Raw genomic sequence first — 22,658 nt, forward strand, 5'->3', positions numbered from 1 at the left:
TATATGAATTGGTCAATCTTTAAAGATTTGAAATTTTCATTGCGATTTAGCTTAGCTATTTTTTTACATGCATTAGGAGTTACTTTCGCAGTGCTAAGTTACAGTACTTGGGCAGTATTTGTAATAGCAGCAATGGTTGTAACAACCTTTATGATTCAAAGAGCGGATTATTTATATAAAAGTGGTATGGAATAACGTTATTCGTTTATACGTATAACTACCTCATCAATATGGAACAATAAAAAGTAAAACATCCATATTGAATGTGAGGGATATACGTATGCGTATGAATGAAAAAGGGCATTCTGTTACAAACGGTGCAAATCAACTGTTTAACGTGAATTTTCATGATTTTATTTCAAAAGAACAAAACAATACTTCGATGGAGCTTGCTTCTGAGTTTGGAATTTCTCTTCAAGATGTAAAGCGTCTTAAGAAGCAGATTGAACGCTCTTAGAACACTTGACAATCGTACTCAACAAACGTATAGTAATTTTATATTTACATATGAATATAACCGTTGATAGAGAAGAGTAAATGAGATACACATGGAAAGAGAAGAGATGTCTTAGGCTGAAAACATTTCTACATGATGACTGATTGAATGACACTCTAGAGGTTTCAACTTGAACGGCATATATGCTTAGTAGGGATGAACGCACATTTAAGCGTTATTAAAAAAGTGGAAGCATACGTGCTTCAATTAGGGTGGCACCACGGGTATAATACTCTCGTCCCTACTGTTCAAACAGTAGAGGCGGGAGTTTTTTTATTTTTATTAAGATTAAAACAATTTGAGGAGGAACTGAATATGTCTATTCAAATCCCACGCGGAACGCAAGATATTCTTCCAGGCACTGTTGAGTTATGGCAGTATATCGAAGGGCAAGCACGCGAAATTTGCCGTCGTTACAATTATAAAGAAATTCGCACACCAATTTTTGAACACACTGAGTTATTTTTACGTGGTGTTGGTGATACGACAGATATCGTACAAAAAGAAATGTATTCATTCCAAGATCGTGGTGAGCGCAGTTTAACATTACGTCCAGAAGGTACTGCACCTGTTGTACGTTCTTACGTTGAAAACAAAATGTTCGGTGACGCAACGCAACCAACAAAGTTATACTATATCGGTCAAATGTTCCGTTACGAAAGACCACAAGCAGGTCGCTATCGTCAATTCGTACAATTCGGTATTGAAGCAATCGGTAGTAACGACCCTGCAATTGATGCAGAAGTAATTGCACTTGCTGTAGAGTTTTACCGCGGCATGGGCTTAAAAAATATTAAAGTTGTATTAAACAGCTTAGGTGATGCAGCGAGCCGTCAAGCGCACCGCGATGCATTAATCGCTCATTTTGAGCCACGCATCGGCGAGTTCTGCTCTGATTGCCAATCTCGCTTAGAAAAGAATCCACTTCGTATTTTAGACTGTAAGAAGGACCGTAACCATGAATTAATGGGTACAGCACCATCTATTACAGAATACTTAAACGAAGATTCAGCAGTATACTACGATAAAGTTCAAGAACTATTAACGATGATGGATGTTCCATTTGAAAAAGATCCAAACTTAGTGCGTGGTTTAGACTACTATCAACACACTGTTTTTGAAATTATGAGTGAGGCAGAAGGTTTCGGTGCTATCACTACATTAAGCGGTGGTGGCCGTTATAATGGACTTGTACAAGAAATCGGTGGACCAGAAATGCCAGGTATCGGTTTTGCGATGAGTATTGAACGTCTAATTATGGCGCTAAAAGCTGAGAACATTGAGTTACCAATTGAACATAGTATTGATTGTTACGTTGTAGCTCTTGGTGAAAAAGCGAAAGACCATGCTGCGAAAGTTGCGTTTGATCTTCGTAAAGCTGGATTATCAGTCGAAAAAGATTATTTAGATCGCAAAATGAAAGCACAATTTAAATCAGCAGATCGTTTAAATGCGAAATTTGTAGCTGTATTAGGGGAAGATGAGCTAGATAAAGGCATCATTAACTTAAAAGATATGGCAACAGGCGGACAAGAAGAAGTAGCATTAGATGTATTTGCTTCATACGTAGCAGAGAAATTAATATAGGGGGAACTTACAGTGGCTGAAAGAACACATGCATGTGGAAAAGTAACAGTAGAAGCTGTTGGACAAACAGTTCAATTAAAAGGTTGGGTACAAAAACGTCGTGACTTAGGTGGATTAATCTTCATCGATTTACGTGACCGTACAGGTATCGTGCAAGTCGTATTTAACCCAGAAACATCAAAAGAAGCGCTAGAAGTAGCAGAAACGATTCGTAGTGAATACGTATTACACGTAGAAGGTACAGTTGTTGAACGTGGTGAAGGCGCAATTAATGACAATATGGCAACTGGTCGTATTGAAGTACAAGCAACGAGAGTAAACGTATTAAATGCAGCGAAAACAACACCAATCATTATCGCTGATGATACAGATGCATCAGAAGATGTGCGTTTAAAATATCGTTACTTAGATTTACGTCGTCCTGTAATGTTTAACACATTCAAAATGCGTCACGACGTAACGAAAACAATTCGTAACTTCCTAGATACAGAAGACTTCTTAGAAGTTGAAACTCCAATTTTAACGAAGAGCACACCAGAAGGAGCTCGTGACTATTTAGTACCAAGCCGTGTACACGACGGTGAATTCTATGCATTACCACAGTCACCACAATTATTTAAACAACTTCTTATGGTCGGCGGATTTGAGCGTTACTATCAAGTAGCACGTTGTTTCCGTGACGAAGATTTACGTGCGGATCGTCAACCAGAATTCACGCAAATTGATATCGAGGCATCATTCTTAACACAAGATGAAATTTTAGAAATGATGGAGCGTATGATGACGAAAGTCATGAAGGATGCAAAAGGTGTAGAAGTTAGTGCACCATTCCCTCGTATGAAATATGCTGATGCAATGGCTCGCTACGGTTCTGATAAGCCAGATACACGCTTTGAAATGGAACTAACAGACCTATCTGAATTTGCAGCAGATTGTGGATTTAAAGTATTTACAAGTGCTGTAGAAAGCGGCGGACAAGTAAAAGCAATTAATGCAAAAGGTGCCGCAAGCAAATACTCTCGTAAAGACATTGATGCATTAACTGAATTCGTAAAAGTATACGGTGCAAAAGGTCTAGCTTGGCTTAAAGTGGAAGAAGACGGCTTAAAAGGACCGATTGCGAAATTCTTCGGCGAAGAAGATGCAAAAGCGTTAATGAGTACATTAGAAGCTACTGCTGGCGATTTATTACTATTCGTAGCAGATAAGAAAAGCGTTGTTGCAGATAGCTTAGGTGCACTTCGTTTACGTTTAGGTAAAGAGCTTGAGTTAATAGATGAAAGTAAATTTAACTTCCTATGGGTAACTGATTGGCCACTTCTTGAGTACGATGAAGATGCAGATCGTTACTTCGCAGCTCACCACCCATTCACAATGCCATTCCGTGAAGACGTTGAGCTATTAGAAACAGCACCAGAAAAAGCACGTGCACAAGCATATGACCTTGTATTAAACGGTTATGAGCTTGGTGGCGGATCACTTCGTATTTACGAGCGTGACGTACAAGAAAAAATGTTTAAAGCACTTGGATTCTCACAAGAAGAAGCGCAAGAACAATTCGGATTCTTATTAGAAGCATTCGAATACGGTACACCACCACACGGCGGAATCGCATTAGGTTTAGACCGTCTTGTTATGTTACTTGCAGGTCGTACGAACCTTCGTGATACAATTGCATTCCCGAAAACAGCAAGCGCAAGCTGCTTATTAACAGAAGCTCCAAGCCCAGTTGCAGAAGCTCAGCTTGAAGAACTGAACTTAAAATTAAGCTTGAAAGAAGAGAAGTAAGAATAGGGTCTAGATGGTTATACTATAGCCGTCTAGACTTTTTTTGAGAGGAAGTTTAAAAAGTCCGGTTTAGATAACTGTCGCATTTCGTCGTTGCTTCGCCAGTCCGGTGCTCGAGTAGTAAAGCTACACTGCGCTCCTCCTGGCATCAGCGCCTCGACCTGCTCGGTTATCTAAATCCTCCTTTTTAAACGTATATTGAGAGGAAGTTTAAAAAGGTCCGGTTCAGATGGCAGTTGCATTTCGTCGTTGCTTCGCCAGTCCGATGCTCGAGTAGTAAAGCTACACTGCGCTCCTCCTAGCATCAGCGCCTCGATCTGCTCCGCCCTCTGAATCCTCCTTTTAAAACGTGTATGTAGGAAGAAATAAAAGTCCAGTTTATATTATGTTTTTGTTTGAAATATGTATTTTTAGGAATTCTATAACTTTTTCTATACAAATAGTCGGAAAAACGCTAGAATACATGGTAGACCATTTTTGTAATAGGAGTGTAGAGCTGAATGTTACATCAATTTTCACGTAATGAATTAGCCTTCGGTAAAGAAGGACTTGAAATATTAAAAAATAGTACAGTCGGTATTTTAGGAATTGGCGGCGTAGGATCATTTTCAGCTGAAGCGTTAGCGCGTTCTGGTGTAGGACGTCTCGTATTAGTTGATAAAGACGTTGTAGATATTACAAACGTAAACCGTCAAATTCACGCTTTAGTATCTACTGTAGGGCGTTCAAAAGTAGAATTAATGAAAGAGCGTATTGCAGACATTAATCCGGAATGTGAAGTAATTGGATTAGAAATGTTTTATACAGATGAAACATATGAAGAGTTCTTTAAACACGGTTTAGATTTCGTAGTGGATGCATCTGATACGATTACGTTCAAAATCCATTTAATTAAACAATGTTTACGTCGTAAAATTAAAATTATCTCATGTATGGGTGCAGCAAATAAAATGGACCCAACTCGTTTCCGTATTGCGGACATTTCTAAAACACATACAGATCCGATTGCGAAAGTAATTCGTACGAAGCTTCGTAAAGAGGGTATTAAAAAAGGTGTAAAAGTTGTCTTCTCTGACGAAAACCCAATCGTAATTCGTGAAGAAGTACGTAAAGAAATCGTACCAGACGAAAATGCAAAAATTCGTAAGGCGAAATTACCACCTTCTTCAAATGCATTCGTACCATCTGTGGCAGGCTTAATTATGGCAAGTCACGTTGTACGTGAGCGTATTAAAAATGTAGAAGTGAAGCGTGTAGGGCAAGAATAAAAGGAAAGCATATATCCATTTCGGATATATGCTTTTTCTATGTTTTAAAGAATTATTGATATTTGCATCACTACTAGTTCAAATGTAAGTAAGGTTAATAAGTAATGATCATATTTATCTGATTTATAGGCGGATGTATTTTTTAGACTGTTAATGGTGAAAAGAGCTAAAGTCAGGACGAGAAGGCCAAGAGTTATTTTGAAAATTATTAATGAAATAGCAATCATATCCCTTTAAAGGGATATGGTTATAATGACATTACAGTAAAAATTATCTAATATATTTTGGGAGTTTCCTTGTATGACAGGGAGAAATGTTATTGTCAATTTTTGTCGTTAAATCGATATTTTTTGTCGAATCGTTGATATATTGCAAGTTGTGATAGATATATTTGAAAAATCGTTGATATATTGCAAGTTACGATAGATATATTCGAAAAATCGTTGATATAATTTCATTTACCGATATATCTATATACGGTTCACCGAAAACAAACAAGGATGTCACTTAATCAAAAAAGTGACATCCCTGTTTTTAATTCTCTGCAGAATAAATAATATCTAAATTCCCGTTTTGATCGGTTTTGAAAATGGGAGCAATTTGTTCTTCTTGTTCTTCAACTGAAACAAGTTTTCGAGCACGATCCATAATTCTAACAAGCATTGCATAATCTTCTTCGATTGCTTGTTGTTTTTTTGTGAGTACCGCTAATTTTGCTTCAAGTTCATGATTCGTTTTTTGCAAGGAAGTAAGCTGATCTTGTAATACCTCATTTTCAGTTTGCAACTTTGCGGTTGAAGGGTTATTATGTTCCATGTTTTGCAAAAATGAGATGACATTTTGCATTGTAAGTTCCTGTTGACTTGGCGTGATATTTTCTGAAAACTCGGCATCGATTACGAGCTGCCGAGTTTGTGTAAACTGCTCTTTTTCTATTTTAGCTTCAGAACGTTTTAATTCTTTACGTTGTTTTTTTGCAATCTGTACCGCATCTTCGTAATTCGCTCGTACTTCAGCATTCCATCTAAAACCGCAAGCTGCTGAAGTGCGGTTCAAAGCATCGCCAACTTCATCGAATGCTTTGATTTGTGTACTGCCGCTACGAATATGTCGTAAAACAGTTTCTGCTAAAAGGAGATCGTCTTCTCTTGTCCATGCATCTTGACGTGTTTTCATAAGCGAAGCCTCCGTAATGGTGACGTTTTCGTTTATGTTACCCTTTATTTTTCGTTTTATTCGAACTTTGTAATCTTTCATAAACAGTAGAAAGTGCTTGCTCAAATTTCCCTGTTGTTTTCGGTTTATAATATTGCTTGTTTTTTATTTTATCAGGTAAGTATTGTTGGTGTACCCAGCCATTTGGATGGTCATGTGGATATAAGTATCCAATGCCTCGACCTAACGATTCAGCGCCTTTATAGTGACTGTCTTTTAAATGACCTGGAATGTCACCTGTTTGACTGTTACGTAAATCGTGCAATGCAGCATCAAGTGCTTTATAAGCTGAATTTGATTTTGGTGATAAGCATAGCTCGATAACGGCATTTGCAAGTGGTATGCGTGCCTCTGGGAATCCAACTCGTTCAGCTGACTCGATCGCTGCAAGTGTGCGCGGTCCAGCTTGCGGGCTAGCAAGTCCGATATCTTCATATGCCATAATAAGAAGGCGTCTACCGATACTTTGTAAATCACCTGCTTCAATAAGGCGTGCTAAATAATGAAGTGCTGCATTTACATCACTTCCGCGCACTGATTTTTGAAATGCCGATAATACGTCATAATGAGCATCTCCACCTTTGTCATGAACGAAACTCTTTTTTTGTAAGCATTCTTCTGCGATTTCTAGCGTGATTTCCGCACCTTTGTCGTCAGTTGTAAAGCTAGATAAAACAGCTAATTCAAGTGCATTATAAGCTGAACGCATATCTCCGCCTGATGCATTTGCAAAGTGATGTAATGCTCCATCCGTAACAGTTACATCATATTCCCCAAGCCCTTTTTCTTTATCTTCAAGAGCTCGTTTTAAACCAATTAAAATATCATCTTCTGTTAGTGCGTGTAACTCGAAGATTTGACATCTGCTTCGGATAGCAGAGTTTATCGCATGGAATGGATTACTCGTCGTTGCACCGATTAAAGTAAGGAGTCCACTTTCTAAATGAGGTAATAGAAAGTCTTGTTTCGCCTTATCTAACCTGTGAACTTCATCTAAAATTAAAACGAGGTGTCGATGCATCTTCGCTTCTTGTACGACAACTTCCATATCTTTTTTATTGTGAGTAACAGCATTTAATAGGCGAAACGGTGTTCCAGTACTTCCCGCAATTGCGCTAGCTATTGATGTTTTTCCTGTACCTGGAGGACCGTATAAAATCATAGATTGAAAATGATTTGCTTGGACCATTCGCCATAAAATCTTTCCTTCACCAACTAAATGCTGTTGTCCAATAATTTCTTGAATATTTGTAGGGCGCATTCGATGTGCGAGTGGTTGTTTCATTTTTACCGTCTCCCTTACTATATAATTTCATTCTATCGTATCATTTTTTTTAGTGGAATTTGAAATAGGATGCTGTTTTATGGGAAAGATGAATATGAATATGAATATTTTCATTTTTCTTTCAATTTTAATAATTTCCGAGTTTTTCAATGCGATTTTATGTTATCATTTTGATACACAAGTTGAAATTTCTTATAATACTATATTATGCTATAATTTCATAGGATTTTAAATTGTGTTCTTTTATAAGGTGAAACTTTAATCAGTGGGGGTTTTGTTCATCCCCTACCTAACTTCTTTGCTCCAGCCGAATTTTGAGGTGGGAGTTTTACTGCCCGCAAATAGCGGGATAAATAAGATATAACCAATAGAAGTGAAAATTTGAAAAGAGGTGCAAAATAGATGAAGATTTCAACAAAAGGCCGCTACGGCTTAACAATTATGATCGATCTTGCAAAAAAGTTTGGTGAAGGTCCGATTTCATTAAAATCAATCGCACAGGCACATGACTTATCGGAACATTACTTAGAACAATTAATTTCACCACTTCGTAACGCTCGTCTTGTAAAGAGTACGCGTGGTGCATATGGCGGATATGTATTATCTGATCAACCGGCTAACATTACAGCTGGGGATGTAATCCGTGTACTAGAGGGTCCAATTAGTGTTGTAGAAATGATAGAAGAAGAAGAACCAGCACAGCGTCAATTATGGATGCGTGTTCGAGATGCGGTGCAAGAAGTATTAGATAGTACAACTTTAGAAGATTTAGTGCGTTATGAGGAAGAAAATCACGGGGGCTATATGTTTTACATTTAATTCCTTGTGAAACGATTTGGAAAGAAGGAGATTTAATGGAACGCATTTACTTAGATCATGCTGCGACATCTCCGACTCACCCAGAAGTGGTCGAAAAGATGATTCCATATATGACAGAAACATTCGGAAACCCGTCTAGTATTCACTTTTATGGACGTCAAGCGCGCCATGCAGTAGATGAGGCGAGACGCGTGTGTGCAAAAAGCATCCATGCGAAACCGAATGAAATTATATTCACGAGCGGTGGTACAGAAGCTGATAATTTAGCGCTTATAGGTGTAGCACGCGCAAACCGTCATAAAGGTAACCACATTATAACGACGGAAATTGAACATCATGCGATTTTGCATACGTGTGAATTGCTTGAGCGTGAAGGGTTTGAAGTGACATATTTACCTGTCGATGAAACGGGGCGTGTTCAACTTTCTGACATACAAAAGGCATTAACAGAAGAGACAATTCTTGTATCTATTATGTTTGGGAATAATGAAGTAGGGACGATGCAATCGATTGCGGAAATAGGAAAACTGCTAAAAGAGCATCAAGCTTATTTCCATACAGATGCGGTACAAGCTTACGGTTTAGTAGAAATAAATGTGAAAGAGTTTGGGATTGATTTATTATCAATTTCAGCGCACAAAATTAACGGGCCAAAAGGCGTAGGGTTCTTATACGCTAGTGCAAATTTGAAATTTGAACCGTTATTAATAGGCGGAGAGCAAGAAAGAAAACGCCGTGCTGGTACTGAAAATGTACCTAGTATTGTCGGACTTCAACATGCGATTCTTTTAGCTGAAAAAACTCGTGAGCAAAAAAATGCCCAATATGAAGAGTTTAAAGATATAATGGTATCTGTCTTCAAAAATGAAGGCATTACTTTCGAGGTAAACGGAAACTTGGAATATCGCTTACCACATGTGTTGAATATCAGTTTTACAGGAATGAACATTGAACCATTTCTTGTGAACTTAGACTTAGCTGGCATTGCAGTATCAAGTGGTTCTGCTTGTACAGCTGGTTCGATTGATCCATCACATGTATTAGTGGCGATGTTCGGAAAAGACTCCGATCAAATACGTTCATCCGTACGCTTTAGTTTCGGTCTTGGAAATACGAAAGAGCAAATTGAAAAAGCGGCGTACGAAACAGTGAAAATCGTGAAGCGATTAACACAAAATTAGCATGGGAGGTGACATGATGAACAAACTACCTCACGAAACACGCGTTGTCATCGGGATGTCCGGTGGCGTCGATTCATCTGTAGCAGCTCTTTTATTAAAAGAGCAAGGTTATGATGTGATCGGAATTTTTATGAAAAACTGGGATGATACAGATGAGAATGGTGTCTGCACAGCAACAGAAGATTACAATGATGTAATTGAAGTGTGTAACCAAATCGGTATTCCGTATTATGCAGTAAACTTTGAAAAACAATACTGGGACAAAGTATTTACGTACTTCTTAGATGAGTACCGAGCTGGTCGTACACCAAACCCAGATGTAATGTGTAACAAAGAAATTAAATTTAAAGCATTTTTAGAGCATGCAATTGCGCTTGGTGCTGATTATGTAGCGACAGGCCATTATGCACGTGTTGCTTATATGGACGGCGAATATAAAATGCTTCGCGGCGTTGATGACAATAAAGACCAAACGTATTTCTTAAATCAATTAAGCCAAGAGCAATTATCAAAAACAATGTTCCCATTAGGTGAATTAAAGAAACCGCAAATTCGCGAAATGGCGACAGAAGCTGGTTTAGCGACAGCGGCGAAGAAAGATAGTACTGGTATTTGCTTCATTGGCGAGCGTAACTTTAAAGATTTCTTAAGTAACTATTTACCAGCGCAACCAGGTGTGATGCAAACGTTATCTGGTGAAGTGAAAGGAAAACATGACGGTTTAATGTACTATACAATTGGACAACGTCATGGCCTTGGTATTGGTGGTAACGGTGATCCATGGTTCGCTGTTGGGAAAAACTTAAAAGACAACATTTTATATGTTGATCAAGGATTCCATAATGAACTTCTATATGGTGATGAAGTTATCGCTACGAATGTAGGATGGGTAAGTAACAAAGCAAAAGAAACAGAATTTAAATGCACAGCGAAATTCCGCTATCGTCAAGCAGATAATAAAGTAACGGTTCAAATTGTTGATGAAAATACAGTTCGTATTCTTTGTGATGAGCCAATTCGTGCGATTACGCCAGGCCAAGCAGTTGTTTTCTATGATGGAGATGAGTGCTTAGGCGGCGCTACAATTGATGAAGTATATCATAGTGGTAAGAAATTAGATTATTTAGGATAAAACGAGAAGCCTCTGCCGATTAGCGGTTAGAGGTTTCTTTTACATAAAGCGAATTTTCGTTCGCTTGGAAAATACATTCTTTGTTATAATTTGTTGTAGAGGTGAAGGACATGTCAAACAAACTTGAAACAGGTATTCAATATATGCAAGAAGGAAACTGGGAAGAAGCAGCTAAAAATTTTACAGAAGCAATCGAAGAAAATCCGAAAGATGCGCTTGGATATATTAACTTTGCGAATTTATTAGATGTATTAGGTGATAGTGAACGAGCAATTTTATTTTATAAGCGTGCATTAGAGTTAGATGATAAATCTGCGGCTGCTTATTATGGCTTAGGAAACGTATATTACGGTCAAGAGCAATTTGCAGAGGCAAAATCTGTATTTGAACAAGCAATGCAATCGGGCTTACAGTCAGCTGATGTAACATTTATGTTAGGTATTACACATGTGCAACTTGGAAATGATCGTCTTGCATTACCGTTTTTACAAAGAGCGACGGAATTAGATGAAGACGATGTAGAAGCTGTTTTCCAATGCGGACTTTGCTTCGCGCGACTAGAACATATTCAAGAGGCAAAACCTTATTTTGAAAAGGTATTAGAAATGGATGAAGAGCATGCAGATGCGTATTATAATTTAGGTGTTGCGTACGTATTTGAAGAAAATAACGAGAAAGCTCTTACTTTATTTAAGAAAGCAACTGAAATTCAGCCAGACCACTTTTTAGCTGGTAATGGTATTCGTTTATTAGAGCAAGAAGCTGAATAAAGTGAAATGATAGTTTAATGCGCAGTTACCCCTCATCTAAAGATTGTGAAAGAGGTGGGGGATGTACTGCTCATTAAGGTGAAAAGAACTCGGGAAGGAGAGGAAAGATGGGAAATCAACATGCCATGGATTTGTTTGAGGAAGAGAAAAAATTTATAAAAGCGCAAGTTCTTCATACCATTTTCCACAACGAAGAAAACCTCTATTCCGTTGTCAGTATGAAAATCATTGAAACGAATGAAACATACGACGAAAAAAAAGTAATGATAAACGGTCATTTTCCCCGTATGCATGAAGATGAAGTGTTTACATTAACAGGTCACTTTAAAGACCACCCGAAGTATGGGAAACAATATTTAGTTGAAACGTTTAAGAAAGAATTGCCGCAAACAAAAGCAGGTATGGTGCAATATTTAGCGAGCGATTTATTTAAAGGGATTGGAAAGCGTACGGCTGAAAAAATCGTAGATCACCTTGGTGAGCATGCCATTTCTAAAATTATGGATGATCCTGATGCGTTAAATGGTGTTGTTAACAAACAAAAAGCACAGGAAATATATGAGACAATTGTGGAGCATCAAGGGTTAGAGAAAGTAATGAGCTTTTTAAATGGTTACGGTTTTGGAACGAAGCTTTCTATTAAAATTTATCAGCAATATAAAGAAATGACATTAGAAGTGATTCGTAATAATCCATATCAACTTATTGAAGAAGTGGACGGGATTGGTTTTGGACGAGCAGATGATATAGGACGTGCGTTAGGTATATCGGGTAATCATGATGACCGTGTACGTGCGGGATGTTTTTATACGTTAGAGAATGTTTCACTGCAGCTCGGCCACGTTTATATGGGGAAAGATCAACTTGTAAGAGAAACGATGTCACTTTTAAATAATCAAGAAGGTAGAGTGACTGAGGAAGACATTATAGGCTGTGTTGAAATGATGCAAAGTGAAGGGAAAGTCATCATTGAAGGAGAACGAGTGTACTTAGCATCGTTATTTTACTCTGAAAAAGGTGTTGTAAAGTCTATTCGTAGGCTTATGAATCAAGAGGAAACCCCTTCATTTCCTGAAGCAGAAATGTTAAAAACATTAGGTGAAATTGAAGAACAGCTGAAGGTGCAGTATGCACCGTTTCAGCAAGAAGCAATTCAAACGGCACTTCATAAGCCGATGATGTTATTGACAGGTGGACCAGGAACGGGGAAAACAACAGTTATTAAAGGAATTGTTGAAATGTACGCGTCCTTGCATGGGGTATCATTAAATCCGAATGAATACAGTGATGATAATCCATTTCCAATATTATTAACGGCTCCAACAGGAAGAGCAGCGAAGCGAATGAGTGAATCTACCGGGCTCCCTGCTTGTACAATTCATCGTCTGCTTGGTTGGACGCCAGAAGGGTCTTTCCAGCGTAATGAAACCGATCCAGTTCAAGGGAAGTTACTCATTATTGATGAGTTTTCGATGGTAGATATTTGGCTTGCAAATCAGCTATTCAAGTCACTTCCGACAAATATTCAAGTTATCGTTGTAGGTGATGAAGATCAGTTGCCATCTGTAGGACCTGGACAAGTGTTAAAAGATTTATTAAATGCAGGAGCCATTCCAACGGTAAAACTTACAGAAATTTATCGTCAGGCGGAAGGTTCGTCTGTTATTCAGCTTGCCCATGCGATAAAAGACGGAACACTTCCACCGGATTTAGCGCAAAATAAAAAAGATCGTTCATTTATCAGCTGTGCAGGGGCTCAAATTGTTGAAGTTGTAAAAAAAGTATGTGAAAACGCGAAGACGAAAGGGTTTAGCGCAAGAGATGTCCAAGTGTTGGCACCTATGTACCGCGGACCAGCAGGTATTAATGTGTTAAATGAAGCTCTTCAAGAAGTGTTTAATCCGAAAAAAGAAAAAAGTAAAGAAATTGCCTACGGTGACGTTGTGTATCGAAGAGGTGATAAAGTACTTCAATTAGTCAATCAGCCGGAAAGCCAAGTATTCAATGGTGATATTGGAGAAATTGTTTCGGTGTTTTATGCAAAAGAAAATGTTGAGCAACAGGACATGATTATCGTTTCATTTGATGGAATCGAAGTAACGTATACAAAGCCGGATTTAAATCAAATTACCCATGCATATTGCTGCTCGATTCATAAATCACAAGGTAGTGAATTTCCAATAGTTATTATGCCGATTGTAAAGAGCTACTACCGTATGTTACGTCGTAATTTAATTTACACGGGCATTACAAGAAGTAAGAAATTCCTTATTATTTGTGGGGAGGAAGCGGCTTTTCAATCCGGTGTAAATCGCCTTGACGATGCAATGCGTCAAACGACTTTAGCTGGTCGTTTGCAAGAATCGCAAGGAGAGGTGCAGATGGTAACGGTTAATGGCGAGGAAATGGACGTGGAAAACATTTCACCGTATGATTTCATGTAACGAGGTGAAATTATATAGTGAAACTTTCAAACGTATAACGTTGAAAGGCTCCAGCAATGTATAAATGAATACGGTTTGGACATAATGGCGAATAGAATCTGGGAGACTGTAAGGAGATGAAAGCCATATGTTTATTTGTCCAAATTGCAAAGGGAAAGACATCGGAAAAATAGGTGTCAACCAATTTTATTGCTGGAATTGTTATATCGAATTATCGGTTTCAAAGGGGAAAATCCATACGCATCAAGTAGAGGAAGATGGTTCATTAAGCTCTCTTGATGATTTATTTGATGAGAACGAAAGAACGATCGGATAACGAAAAGGGGGATTTACTTTGAATCTACGCAATTCATTAATCGCATTAGGTGTTGGAGCTGCAGCATATCAATATGCTCGCAAGCAAGATGTATTTTCAAAACGCAATATGAAAAAAGCACGTAAGATGATTAAATCTTATTTATAAACGTAAAAAACTCCCTTCATGATAAGGGAGTTTTTTTATGCGCTCGTATGCAAATATAAAAGTCCAATTTCAGAGAAGAGATAAGATAGGCCGTAACACCCAACACCAAGCATTCCGTAATGAAATAATTGCTTCGCCCTCTCTTTTCGTGAGGAACGAATAAAGAAACCTTTCCAAATACCAAATCCGATACAAACCCATTCAAGAATCATAAAAAGTGCTGATAATACGAGCATAAATAAAACCATTATGAGTCCTCCTGATTATATTGTTTCATGCTGCATTCTCAGGGATGGTTGTCCTTGTTATGTTATGTATATGTACGTCTTTACAAAACAGTATGGTCTGTATGAAAAGATTTTAAAAGTTTTGCACATAACCTACCCTATTTATTTTCAAAATAAAGGTGGAGGAGGTTTTTCGTGTGAAGAATCTTAAAATCATTTGGATATACCGTTTAGGATTATTGTTACTTGTATTTCTTTGTTTGCTTGTCTTCTTAAAGATCAAGCCACTATGGGCGCCGATTATTTTTGTATGTAAAGTGGCGATTACACCGTTTCTTATCGCTTGTTTTATTGCGTATTTATTGCATCCTTTAATTGAAAAAATTCATAAGGAAGGGATGCCGCGCACACTCGCCATTTTGCTCATTTACATCCTGTTCTTTGGCGGGATTGGCTATGGGATTTATAAAGGAACGCCAGTTGTTATTAAACAGTTACAAGAAATTAATGAACAATTTCCGCAGTTTACAAAAATGTATGATTCTTGGATGGATGGCGTTACAGAACAAACAGCGAATTTCCCATCATTTATTCATGAAAAGGTAAAGCAAATTTTCGTTGGTGTAGAAATGAAGATACAAACGCTTTTAAATAAAGTTATGAGCACAGCCCGTGGTGTACTGGATTCATTGCTCATTATTTTCTTGATTCCGTTCATTGTATTTTACATATTAAAAGATTACGGTGAGTTTTATCATATCTTTTGGAAACTAGTTCCGAGTAAGTGGCGTAGTACGGGTCAAATGCTTGCGAAAGAAATTGATAAATCACTCGGAAGTTATATTCGAGGACAGTTATTTGTTTGCTTAGTATTAGGGGGAGTATCTGTTCTTTCCTTTTGGTTTATCGGTATGAAATATCCATTGCTGCTCGGCATTATTATTGGGGTAACGGATATAATCCCATACTTTGGTCCTATTTTAGGGGCGATTCCCACGTTGATGATTGCGGCAACGGTATCAACGAGTTTACTCATTAAGGCGGGGATTACAATTGCTATTTTGCAATTTTTGGAAAGTAACATTTTATCGCCTTACATCGTTGGTAAGTCGCTTCGTATGCACCCCGTTATTATTATGCTTGCATTACTAGTTGGAGGAGAGATAGCCGGGATTGTAGGATTGCTAATATCGGTTCCGATTTTAGCAGTTATTCGTACAGTGATTGTTCATGTGAGGCCTCTTTGGAAAAGAGAAGATGTTTAAAATGAAGCCCTCTATTTAAAAAATAGAGGGCTAATCATATGATTATTTAGGGAGCTGATTTTTTATTTTTTGAACAAAAGAGCTCACATCAGTTGTTTGAATATGTTTTATTCTTTTCCATTCCGTATCATACATAAATACAATTTGATTGCTGAAAAGGCGCTTCTGTTCTTTTAGATTAGAAATTTTTGCGAAAGAGTACTCTTCAAATATTGGTTTTTTGCTTACGCCAGGACCATAAAAGAAGAGCCTTTTGTTCGTTAAGATTAACAGTCCTGGCCTTGCGACGGAATGATATATAAATATATTTAATGAGCATGCTGCATAAAAAAGGATTTTTTCATCAGTTGTTAGCATTTCTCTAGCTTGATTCAATAAAGTTGTCATTGTAATCGCTCCTTTATTGTTAATAATTTAATTATAACAAATAATGTAATATTTAGAAATTTGTATAAAGTATTTTTTGTGAGGAGATTCCTATTTAGTAATAAATGCATAATATATTGAAAGGCTGTTAAGAATGAATAGTAGAATAACTATGAGTAATAAACAATTGATACAATATAAATGATTATCTACATTGACAAACTTAAGAGAATTCTATTATATTTAGTCATATAATACATTAAATCAATGACGGAACAAGTACGTTACAGTCCATTTGTAGAGAGAAGCTTCCACTGGCTGAAAGGAGCTTTAAATGAAGGGTAACAGAAAGCTAATCCTGAGAGCAGCTAATCACTGCCGTCTTGCCACGTTACGGCACCATGAGGTGATGAATTGATTGTTATAATAATCAATTCATAATTAGGGTGGTATCGCGAGTTAACTCTCGTCCCTTTTATAGGGGCGGGAGTTTTTTATATTTAAGGAGGAAAATACAATGAAACAACTAACAGGCGCACAAATTCGTCAAATGTTTTTAGACTTTTTCCAAGAAAAAGGACATGCAGTAGAACCTAGTGCATCACTAGTTCCACATGAAGATCCATCTCTTCTATGGATTAACAGTGGTGTAGCAACATTAAAAAAATATTTTGATGGACGCGTAATCCCGCAAAATCCACGTATTACAAATGCTCAAAAATCAATTCGTACAAACGATATTGAAAACGTAGGGAAAACAGCTCGTCACCATACATTCTTTGAAATGTTAGGGAACTTCTCGATCGGTGATTACTTCAAAGAAGAAGCAATTACTTGGGCTTGGGAATTTTTAACGAGCGACAAGTGGATTGGATTCGATAAAGAATTACTATCAGTTACAATCCATCCGGAAGATGAAGAAGCATTTACAATTTGGAATGAGAAAATGGGTGTTCCAAAAGAGCGCATCATCCGCTTAGAAGAAAACTTCTGGGATATCGGTGAAGGACCAAGTGGACCGAATACAGAGATTTTCTATGATCGCGGGGAAGCTTACGGTAATGACTTTAGTGACCCAGAATTATATCCGGGCGGAGAAAACGAGCGTTACTTAGAAGTATGGAACCTTGTATTCTCTCAATTTAACCATAATCCAGACGGTTCATATACACCACTTCCTAAGAAGAACATTGATACAGGGATGGGTCTAGAGCGTATGACATCTATCGTTCAAGATGTACCTACGAACTTTGATACGGATCTATTCATGCCAATGATTGGTGCAACAGAATCAATTTCTGGTGAGAAGTATCGTAATGGAGACTTAGAAAAAGATATGGCGTTTAAAGTCATTGCTGACCATATTCGTACAGTAACATTCGCTGTTGGTGACGGTGCTCTTCCATCTAACGAAGGCCGTGGTTATGTATTACGTCGTTTATTACGCCGTGCTGTTCGTTATTCTAAGAAATTAAACATCAACCGTCCATTCATGTTTGAATTAGTACCGGTTGTTGGAGAAGTAATGAAAGACTTCTATCCAGAAGTACTGGAAAAGAAAGATTTCATCGCAAAAGTTGTGAAAAATGAAGAAGAACGCTTCCACGAAACACTTCATGATGGTGAAGCAATTTTAGCTGAAGTTATTGCAAAAGCGAAAGAAGAAAAAACAACTGTTATTTCTGGCGTAGATGCGTTCCGTTTATACGACACGTACGGTTTCCCAATTGAATTAACAGAAGAATATGCAGAAGAAGCTGGTATGACAGTTGACCATAAAGGTTTTGAAGCTGAAATGGAAAAACAACGTGAGCGTGCACGTGCTGCTCGTCAAGACGTTGATTCTATGCAAGTTCAAGGCGGTGTACTTGGTGAAGTTAAAGTAGGGAGCGAATTCGTTGGTTACGGTACAGTTGCAACAGAAAGTAACATTGTTGCACTTGTGAAAAACGGTGAGTATACAGATAGCTTACAAGCAGGTGAAGAAGGGCAGTTAATGCTTGATGTAACACCATTCTATGCTGAGAGCGGCGGACAAATTGCAGACCGTGGTTACCTTCTTGCTGATGGCGTGAAAGTTGTTGTAAAAGATGTACAAAAAGCACCAAATGGTCAAAACTTACACAAAGTAGTTGTGGAAGAAGGTACATTAACGAAAGGTGCGGCTGTAAAAGCTGTTATCGATACGAAAAACCGTAGTAGCGTTGTGAAAAACCATACAGCAACTCACTTACTACACCAAGCGTTAAAAGATGTACTTGGAACGCATGTTAACCAAGCAGGTTCTCTTGTAACTTCTGAACGTTTACGCTTTGACTTCTCTCACTTCGGTCAAGTACAAGCTGACGAATTAGAAAAAATTGAGCGTATCGTAAACGAGAAAATTTGGGAAAGTATTAACGTTGAGATTTCTCAAAAATCAATCGAAGAAGCGAAAGAAATGGGTGCAATGGCATTATTCGGTGAAAAATACGGTGATGTTGTACGCGTTGTACAAGTAGGCGATTACAGCTTAGAGCTTTGCGGTGGTTGTCACGTTGATAACACAGCTTCTATCGGTATTTTCAAAATCGTTGCTGAGTCTGGTATCGGTGCAGGAACTCGTCGTATTGAGGCGGTAACTGGTAAGTCTGCATACGAATTAATGAACGATCAAGTAGGTTTATTAAAAGAAGCAGCAGGAAAAATGAAAACAAATCCGAAAGATATTTTAACGAGAGTTGATGGCTTATTTGCTGAAGTGAAACAACTTCAAAAAGAAAATGAATCTCTTGCTGCAAAATTAAGCAATATCGAAGCTGGAAACTTAACTGATTCAGTAATGACAGTTGATGGCGTAAACGTATTAGCAGCGAAAGTAAATGTTGCAGATATGAACAACTTACGTACGATGATGGATGACCTTAAAAATAAATTAGAGTCTGCAGTTGTTGTATTAGTGTCTGTAAATGACGATAAAGTAAACATTTTAGCTGGCGTAACGAAAGATTTAATTAGCCAAGGTTACCATGCTGGTAAACTTGTGAAAGAAGTAGCTTCTCGTTGTGGCGGTGGCGGTGGTGGCCGTCCTGATATGGCTCAAGCGGGCGGTAAAAACCCAGCACAAGTTGAAGAAGCTTTAGCATTTGTACAAGAGTACGTTAAATCTGTTTCAAAATAAAGAGATAGTAGTGTACAATGGTAGGGAGAGGAGAAGTTCTTCTCCCTATACTTACTATATAAGTGAGGTGCTTGAAATGGACGGTTTTGATAAAACAATGAAGTTTAGCATTCAAGATGAAAAACAGAGTGTCCATGTAAATGATGTACTTTTAACTGTGTATGATGCACTTCAAGAAAAAGGCTATAATCCGATTAACCAAATCGTCGGTTATTTATTAAGTGGAGATCCAGCATACATACCTCGCCATAAAGATGCACGAAGCATCGTTCGCAAACTTGAACGTGATGAGATAATTGAAGAGCTTGTGAAGTCTTACTTGAAACATCATCGTGAGGAGTAGTTTATGCGGATATTAGGTTTAGATGTAGGTACAAAAACAGTCGGAGTTGCAATGAGCGACGAAATGGGCTGGACAGCACAAGGATTGGAAACAATTAAGATTAACGAAGAACGAGGTCACTTTGGTTTTGACCGTATTTCTGAGTTAGTAAAGCAGTACAATGTGGACAAAATAGTAGTAGGTTTACCTAAAAATATGAATGGTACAATTGGCCCACGTGGTGAAGCGTGCCAGCAATTTGCAGAAAACCTACGAGAGCTGTTACAATTAGACGTTGTAATGTGGGACGAGCGTTTGTCGACGATGGCGGCGGAGCGTCTACTCATTTCAGCTGATGTAAGCCGTAAGAAGCGAAAGCAAGTAATCGATAAGATGGCTGCAGTCGTAATCTTACAAGGATTTTTAGATAGTAAATAAGAGGTGACCAAAATGGAAGAAAATCAAATTACAATTGTAGACGAAAAAGGTAACGAACATTTATGTGAGATTGTTTTCACTTTTGATGCTGAAAAATTTGGCAAAAAATCATATGTAGTCTTCTCTCCAATCGGTGAAGTAGACGAAGATGGAGACCAAATTTATGATGCAATGGCTTATGAGCAAAATGAAGAAGAGGGCGGAACTTTACTTCCAATCGAATCTGAAGAAGAGTGGGAAATGGTACAAGAAATGTTCAACACTCTAGCTGATGAGCAAGAAGCTGAATAATAAGTACTGAGAAGATGGACGATATATAGTCCATCTTTTTTTATATGTAAAATGAAAGATTTTTTGTCGAAACTGTGTAATCCTTTGTAGTATAATGAGACGGATTGTAGAAAAATAAAATATCTGTCAAAAAATGATAGGTAAGTTTATTGTGATTTTTCATCGTGTTGTATAGAAAGACGTACATATGGCCTACAATTGAATAAGGAGGAAGAGTTTTGATAGAGAATCAAGTGAAAAAGAAGCGTAGACGCATTTTTTTATTTTCGATTATTGCACTGCTTTTAGTTTGTGGTTCAGTCTATGCGTATATTTCATCGGCATTAGGACCAGTTGATAGCGGGAATAAAAAAGAGATTGAAGTAGAAATTCCGAAAGGATCATCTACTAGTAAAATTGGTGAAATTTTAGAAGAAAAGGGTGCTGTGAAAAACGGTACAGTTTTTAGCTTTTATACAAAGGCTAAATCAAAAAACTTACAAGCTGGTACATATTTATTAAATCCTTCAATGAGTGCCTCAGATGTCATTGAACAAATGTCATCTGGTAATGTACATCGTCCAGCTCTGTATAAAGTGACGATAAAAGAAGGAGCGCAAGTAACTGAAATTGCAGAAACGGTTGCGAGTGAATTAAAGTGGAATAAAGATGATGTTACGCGTCAATTAAACGATAAAGCATTTATTCAAAAAATGCAGCAAAAGTATCCGAAGTTATTAACGGATAAAATCTTTGATAGTAATATTAAATATCCATTAGAAGGGTATTTATATCCTGCGACGTATTCGTTCTATAAGAAAGATACAACGTTAGAAGAAATCGTAATTCCAATGCTTGAGAAAACAAATGCAATCATTGTTCAAAACGAGGCGAAAATGAAAGCGAAGAACTGGGATGTTCATCAGCTTTTAACATTGTCTTCACTGATTGAAGAAGAGGCGACTGGTTTTACAGATCGCCAAAAGATCTCTAGTGTCTTTTATAATCGCTTAGCAAAAGGTATGCCGCTTCAAACAGATCCAACGGTATTATACGCGCTTGGAAAGCATAAGCAACGTGTATTATACGAGGATTTAAAGGTGAATTCACCGTATAATACGTATGTTGTAAAAGGATTACCAGTTGGACCGATTGCGAACTCTGGTAAACATTCAGTGGAAGCTGCGTTAGAACCTGCGCAAACAGATTATTATTATTTCTTAGCTGCACCAAGTGGTGAAGTGTACTATGCGAAAACATTAGAAGAGCATAATGCATTAAAGCAAAAATATATTACGAAAAAACAGTGAAATGGGGAGGGATAGCGAAAAAGGTCGCACATCCCTCTTTTTTGTGGTAAAATATATCGGGTTAAAAACTGGCAGAAGAATCGTTTTTAATATCAAAACGGGACGTACAAGCTAAGGGTAAAGCTGGCTTGTATTTTTATTGCATTCTATGTGTGAAAAGACGTCATAGAGGCACTTCTCCATGTAAATAAGGAGGACCATTTATGGAGGATGCAGTTAACGAGTACCTATTATCATTTATTGATCCAAAAGATAAATTAATTCTTGAAATGGAAGAATATGCAACAGAAAATCATGTGCCGATTATGGATAGACTTGGAATGGAATTTATGCTGCAATTTTTACGTTTAATTGGACCGAAAAGCATTTTAGAGCTTGGTACAGCAATTGGCTATTCTAGTATTCGTATGATGCAAGCTATTCCAAATTCACGTATTGTGACAGTTGAGCGCAATCGTGAACGATATGAAAAAGCACTTGAATATATAGAACGTTCCCCAGTAAAAGAACGTATTTCAGTTATATACGGTGATGCGTTAGAGACGGGTGAACAAGTAAAAGAACACGGAACATTTGACGTTATTTTTATTGATGCAGCAAAAGGACAATATCGTCGCTTTTTTGACTTATATGAACCGTTATTAAACCCTGGTGGCGTAATTATTTCAGATAATGTTATGTACCATGGTCTTGTAACGACAAAAGAGAAAATTGAAAATAGACGTACACGTGGTTTAATCCGTCGTATTAAGACGTACAATGAATGGCTTATGAACCATGAAGGATATGATACAACGATTTTCCCAATTGGAGATGGAGTAGCTGTTAGTAAAAAGAGAGGGTGACCAAGGT

23 protein-coding genes and 2 other annotated features are annotated in these 22,658 nt (G+C 37.7%); of the genes, 19 read left to right on the plus strand and 4 right to left on the minus strand.

The genetic code is table 11. The annotated features are described in order from the left end of the window. Positions 1 to 3 precede the first annotated feature (3 nt). The 5 genes from JDS81_RS01560 (at position 4) to JDS81_RS01580 (ending at position 5,139) form a co-directional block, all read left to right on the plus strand. The gene (locus tag JDS81_RS01560; protein WP_001104578.1) at positions 4 to 195 is read left to right on the plus strand and encodes a hypothetical protein; all 192 of its coding nucleotides are present in this window, start codon (positions 4 to 6) and stop codon (positions 193 to 195) included. An 85-nt stretch (positions 196 to 280) separates the two neighbouring features. After that, positions 281 to 457 (plus strand): hypothetical protein, encoded by a 177-nt coding sequence (locus JDS81_RS01565; RefSeq protein WP_001242605.1) that lies wholly within the window; start codon positions 281 to 283, stop codon positions 455 to 457. Positions 458 to 511: 54 nt separating this feature from the next. Continuing rightward, positions 512 to 742 (plus strand) — a binding site (T-box leader). Between the two features lie 69 nt (positions 743 to 811). Continuing rightward, positions 812 to 2,083: a histidine--tRNA ligase gene (hisS, locus tag JDS81_RS01570; protein WP_033657340.1), complete on the plus strand. Its 1,272-nt coding sequence runs from the start codon at positions 812 to 814 to the stop codon at positions 2,081 to 2,083. Between the two features lie 12 nt (positions 2,084 to 2,095). Then, complete coding sequence (gene aspS / locus JDS81_RS01575) at positions 2,096 to 3,871, plus strand: aspartate--tRNA ligase (protein WP_097952879.1); 1,776 nt, start codon at positions 2,096 to 2,098, stop codon at positions 3,869 to 3,871. Between the two features lie 500 nt (positions 3,872 to 4,371). Continuing rightward, positions 4,372 to 5,139, plus strand: coding sequence for a tRNA threonylcarbamoyladenosine dehydratase (locus tag JDS81_RS01580; RefSeq protein WP_000903182.1), 768 nt, complete (start codon positions 4,372 to 4,374; stop codon positions 5,137 to 5,139). Between the two features lie 534 nt (positions 5,140 to 5,673). Here the strand turns inward: JDS81_RS01580 and JDS81_RS01585 are convergent. Then, positions 5,674 to 6,315, minus strand: a complete 642-nt coding sequence (locus tag JDS81_RS01585) for an RsfA family transcriptional regulator (protein ID WP_000857727.1) — start codon at positions 6,313 to 6,315, stop codon at positions 5,674 to 5,676. A 37-nt stretch (positions 6,316 to 6,352) separates the two neighbouring features. Beyond that, complete coding sequence (locus tag JDS81_RS01590; RefSeq protein WP_097952883.1) at positions 6,353 to 7,639, minus strand: replication-associated recombination protein A; 1,287 nt, start codon at positions 7,637 to 7,639, stop codon at positions 6,353 to 6,355. A 402-nt stretch (positions 7,640 to 8,041) separates the two neighbouring features. Here JDS81_RS01590 and cymR point away from each other — a divergent pair, with 402 nt between their 5' ends. The 7 genes from cymR (at position 8,042) to JDS81_RS01625 (ending at position 14,448) form a co-directional block, all read left to right on the plus strand. Further along, complete coding sequence (cymR, locus tag JDS81_RS01595) at positions 8,042 to 8,458, plus strand: cysteine metabolism transcriptional regulator CymR (RefSeq protein WP_000704116.1); 417 nt, start codon at positions 8,042 to 8,044, stop codon at positions 8,456 to 8,458. Positions 8,459 to 8,493: 35 nt separating this feature from the next. Continuing rightward, complete coding sequence (locus tag JDS81_RS01600; RefSeq protein ID WP_097952885.1) at positions 8,494 to 9,639, plus strand: cysteine desulfurase family protein; 1,146 nt, start codon at positions 8,494 to 8,496, stop codon at positions 9,637 to 9,639. Between the two features lie 16 nt (positions 9,640 to 9,655). Further along, a complete protein-coding gene (mnmA, locus tag JDS81_RS01605; RefSeq protein ID WP_001038014.1) occupies positions 9,656 to 10,771 on the plus strand; it encodes a tRNA 2-thiouridine(34) synthase MnmA in 1,116 nt (371 codons plus the stop codon). Between the two features lie 110 nt (positions 10,772 to 10,881). Next, positions 10,882 to 11,541, plus strand: coding sequence for a tetratricopeptide repeat protein (locus JDS81_RS01610; protein ID WP_000066402.1), 660 nt, complete (start codon positions 10,882 to 10,884; stop codon positions 11,539 to 11,541). 107 nt (positions 11,542 to 11,648) lie between these two features. Next, complete coding sequence (gene recD2, locus JDS81_RS01615; RefSeq protein ID WP_097952887.1) at positions 11,649 to 13,985, plus strand: SF1B family DNA helicase RecD2; 2,337 nt, start codon at positions 11,649 to 11,651, stop codon at positions 13,983 to 13,985. A 127-nt stretch (positions 13,986 to 14,112) separates the two neighbouring features. Continuing rightward, entirely contained in the window at positions 14,113 to 14,301 is a 189-nt protein-coding gene (locus JDS81_RS01620; RefSeq protein ID WP_000469281.1) for a hypothetical protein, read from the plus strand. Positions 14,302 to 14,319: 18 nt separating this feature from the next. Then, positions 14,320 to 14,448: a YrzQ family protein gene (locus JDS81_RS01625; protein ID WP_001053553.1), complete on the plus strand. Its 129-nt coding sequence runs from the start codon at positions 14,320 to 14,322 to the stop codon at positions 14,446 to 14,448. A gap of 35 nt (positions 14,449 to 14,483) precedes the next feature. Here the strand turns inward: JDS81_RS01625 and JDS81_RS01630 are convergent, their stop codons facing one another. Then, entirely contained in the window at positions 14,484 to 14,696 is a 213-nt protein-coding gene (locus JDS81_RS01630) for a hypothetical protein (protein WP_000242555.1), read from the minus strand. Positions 14,697 to 14,872: 176 nt separating this feature from the next. On the opposite strand from JDS81_RS01630, the gene JDS81_RS01635 reads away from it, so the two are divergent. Then, the gene (locus JDS81_RS01635) at positions 14,873 to 15,940 is read left to right on the plus strand and encodes an AI-2E family transporter (protein WP_000793112.1); all 1,068 of its coding nucleotides are present in this window, start codon (positions 14,873 to 14,875) and stop codon (positions 15,938 to 15,940) included. A 42-nt stretch (positions 15,941 to 15,982) separates the two neighbouring features. Here JDS81_RS01635 and JDS81_RS01640 read toward each other — a convergent pair whose 3' ends face one another. Beyond that, a complete protein-coding gene (locus JDS81_RS01640) occupies positions 15,983 to 16,327 on the minus strand; it encodes a PH domain-containing protein (protein WP_000209543.1) in 345 nt (114 codons plus the stop codon). A 237-nt stretch (positions 16,328 to 16,564) separates the two neighbouring features. Further along, positions 16,565 to 16,783: a binding site (T-box leader), on the plus strand. 40 nt (positions 16,784 to 16,823) lie between these two features. Between JDS81_RS01640 and alaS the strand changes: the two genes are divergently transcribed. The 6 genes from alaS (at position 16,824) to JDS81_RS01670 (ending at position 22,651) form a co-directional block, all read left to right on the plus strand. After that, positions 16,824 to 19,466, plus strand: coding sequence for an alanine--tRNA ligase (gene alaS / locus JDS81_RS01645; protein ID WP_097952889.1), 2,643 nt, complete (start codon positions 16,824 to 16,826; stop codon positions 19,464 to 19,466). 76 nt (positions 19,467 to 19,542) lie between these two features. Further along, the gene (locus JDS81_RS01650; protein ID WP_000348591.1) at positions 19,543 to 19,809 is read left to right on the plus strand and encodes an IreB family regulatory phosphoprotein; all 267 of its coding nucleotides are present in this window, start codon (positions 19,543 to 19,545) and stop codon (positions 19,807 to 19,809) included. A 3-nt stretch (positions 19,810 to 19,812) separates the two neighbouring features. Then, the gene (ruvX, locus tag JDS81_RS01655) at positions 19,813 to 20,226 is read left to right on the plus strand and encodes a Holliday junction resolvase RuvX (RefSeq protein ID WP_001221202.1); all 414 of its coding nucleotides are present in this window, start codon (positions 19,813 to 19,815) and stop codon (positions 20,224 to 20,226) included. Positions 20,227 to 20,238: 12 nt separating this feature from the next. Next, a complete protein-coding gene (locus JDS81_RS01660; RefSeq protein ID WP_000392249.1) occupies positions 20,239 to 20,517 on the plus strand; it encodes a DUF1292 domain-containing protein in 279 nt (92 codons plus the stop codon). Between the two features lie 218 nt (positions 20,518 to 20,735). Further along, positions 20,736 to 21,806: an endolytic transglycosylase MltG gene (gene mltG, locus JDS81_RS01665; RefSeq protein WP_000572128.1), complete on the plus strand. Its 1,071-nt coding sequence runs from the start codon at positions 20,736 to 20,738 to the stop codon at positions 21,804 to 21,806. Positions 21,807 to 22,009: 203 nt separating this feature from the next. Further along, positions 22,010 to 22,651, plus strand: coding sequence for an O-methyltransferase (locus JDS81_RS01670; RefSeq protein WP_000389100.1), 642 nt, complete (start codon positions 22,010 to 22,012; stop codon positions 22,649 to 22,651). The last annotated feature ends 7 nt before the right edge of the window (positions 22,652 to 22,658 follow it).

Origin of the sequence: Bacillus cereus group sp. N31 (assembly GCF_016483245.1) — a bacterium.
Classification (GTDB): domain Bacteria; phylum Bacillota; class Bacilli; order Bacillales; family Bacillaceae_G; genus Bacillus_A; species Bacillus_A toyonensis.

Bases quoted from the DNA above. Each gene is read 5' to 3' on its own strand.
- JDS81_RS01560 (WP_001104578.1), top strand. From the start codon at position 4: ATGAATTGGTCAATCTTTAAAGATTTGAAATTTTCATTGCGATTTAGC.
- JDS81_RS01565 (WP_001242605.1), top strand. From the start codon at position 281: ATGCGTATGAATGAAAAAGGGCATTCTGTTACAAACGGTGCAAATCAA.
- hisS (WP_033657340.1), top strand. From the start codon at position 812: ATGTCTATTCAAATCCCACGCGGAACGCAAGATATTCTTCCAGGCACT.
- JDS81_RS01580 (WP_000903182.1), top strand. From the start codon at position 4,372: ATGTTACATCAATTTTCACGTAATGAATTAGCCTTCGGTAAAGAAGGA.
- JDS81_RS01585 (WP_000857727.1), bottom strand. From the start codon at position 6,315: ATGAAAACACGTCAAGATGCATGGACAAGAGAAGACGATCTCCTTTTA.
- JDS81_RS01590 (WP_097952883.1), bottom strand. From the start codon at position 7,639: ATGAAACAACCACTCGCACATCGAATGCGCCCTACAAATATTCAAGAA.
- cymR (WP_000704116.1), top strand. From the start codon at position 8,042: ATGAAGATTTCAACAAAAGGCCGCTACGGCTTAACAATTATGATCGAT.
- JDS81_RS01600 (WP_097952885.1), top strand. From the start codon at position 8,494: ATGGAACGCATTTACTTAGATCATGCTGCGACATCTCCGACTCACCCA.
- mnmA (WP_001038014.1), top strand. From the start codon at position 9,656: ATGAACAAACTACCTCACGAAACACGCGTTGTCATCGGGATGTCCGGT.
- JDS81_RS01610 (WP_000066402.1), top strand. From the start codon at position 10,882: ATGTCAAACAAACTTGAAACAGGTATTCAATATATGCAAGAAGGAAAC.
- recD2 (WP_097952887.1), top strand. From the start codon at position 11,649: ATGGGAAATCAACATGCCATGGATTTGTTTGAGGAAGAGAAAAAATTT.
- JDS81_RS01620 (WP_000469281.1), top strand. From the start codon at position 14,113: ATGTTTATTTGTCCAAATTGCAAAGGGAAAGACATCGGAAAAATAGGT.
- JDS81_RS01630 (WP_000242555.1), bottom strand. From the start codon at position 14,696: ATGGTTTTATTTATGCTCGTATTATCAGCACTTTTTATGATTCTTGAA.
- JDS81_RS01640 (WP_000209543.1), bottom strand. From the start codon at position 16,327: ATGACAACTTTATTGAATCAAGCTAGAGAAATGCTAACAACTGATGAA.
- alaS (WP_097952889.1), top strand. From the start codon at position 16,824: ATGAAACAACTAACAGGCGCACAAATTCGTCAAATGTTTTTAGACTTT.
- JDS81_RS01650 (WP_000348591.1), top strand. From the start codon at position 19,543: ATGGACGGTTTTGATAAAACAATGAAGTTTAGCATTCAAGATGAAAAA.
- ruvX (WP_001221202.1), top strand. From the start codon at position 19,813: ATGCGGATATTAGGTTTAGATGTAGGTACAAAAACAGTCGGAGTTGCA.
- JDS81_RS01660 (WP_000392249.1), top strand. From the start codon at position 20,239: ATGGAAGAAAATCAAATTACAATTGTAGACGAAAAAGGTAACGAACAT.
- JDS81_RS01670 (WP_000389100.1), top strand. From the start codon at position 22,010: ATGGAGGATGCAGTTAACGAGTACCTATTATCATTTATTGATCCAAAA.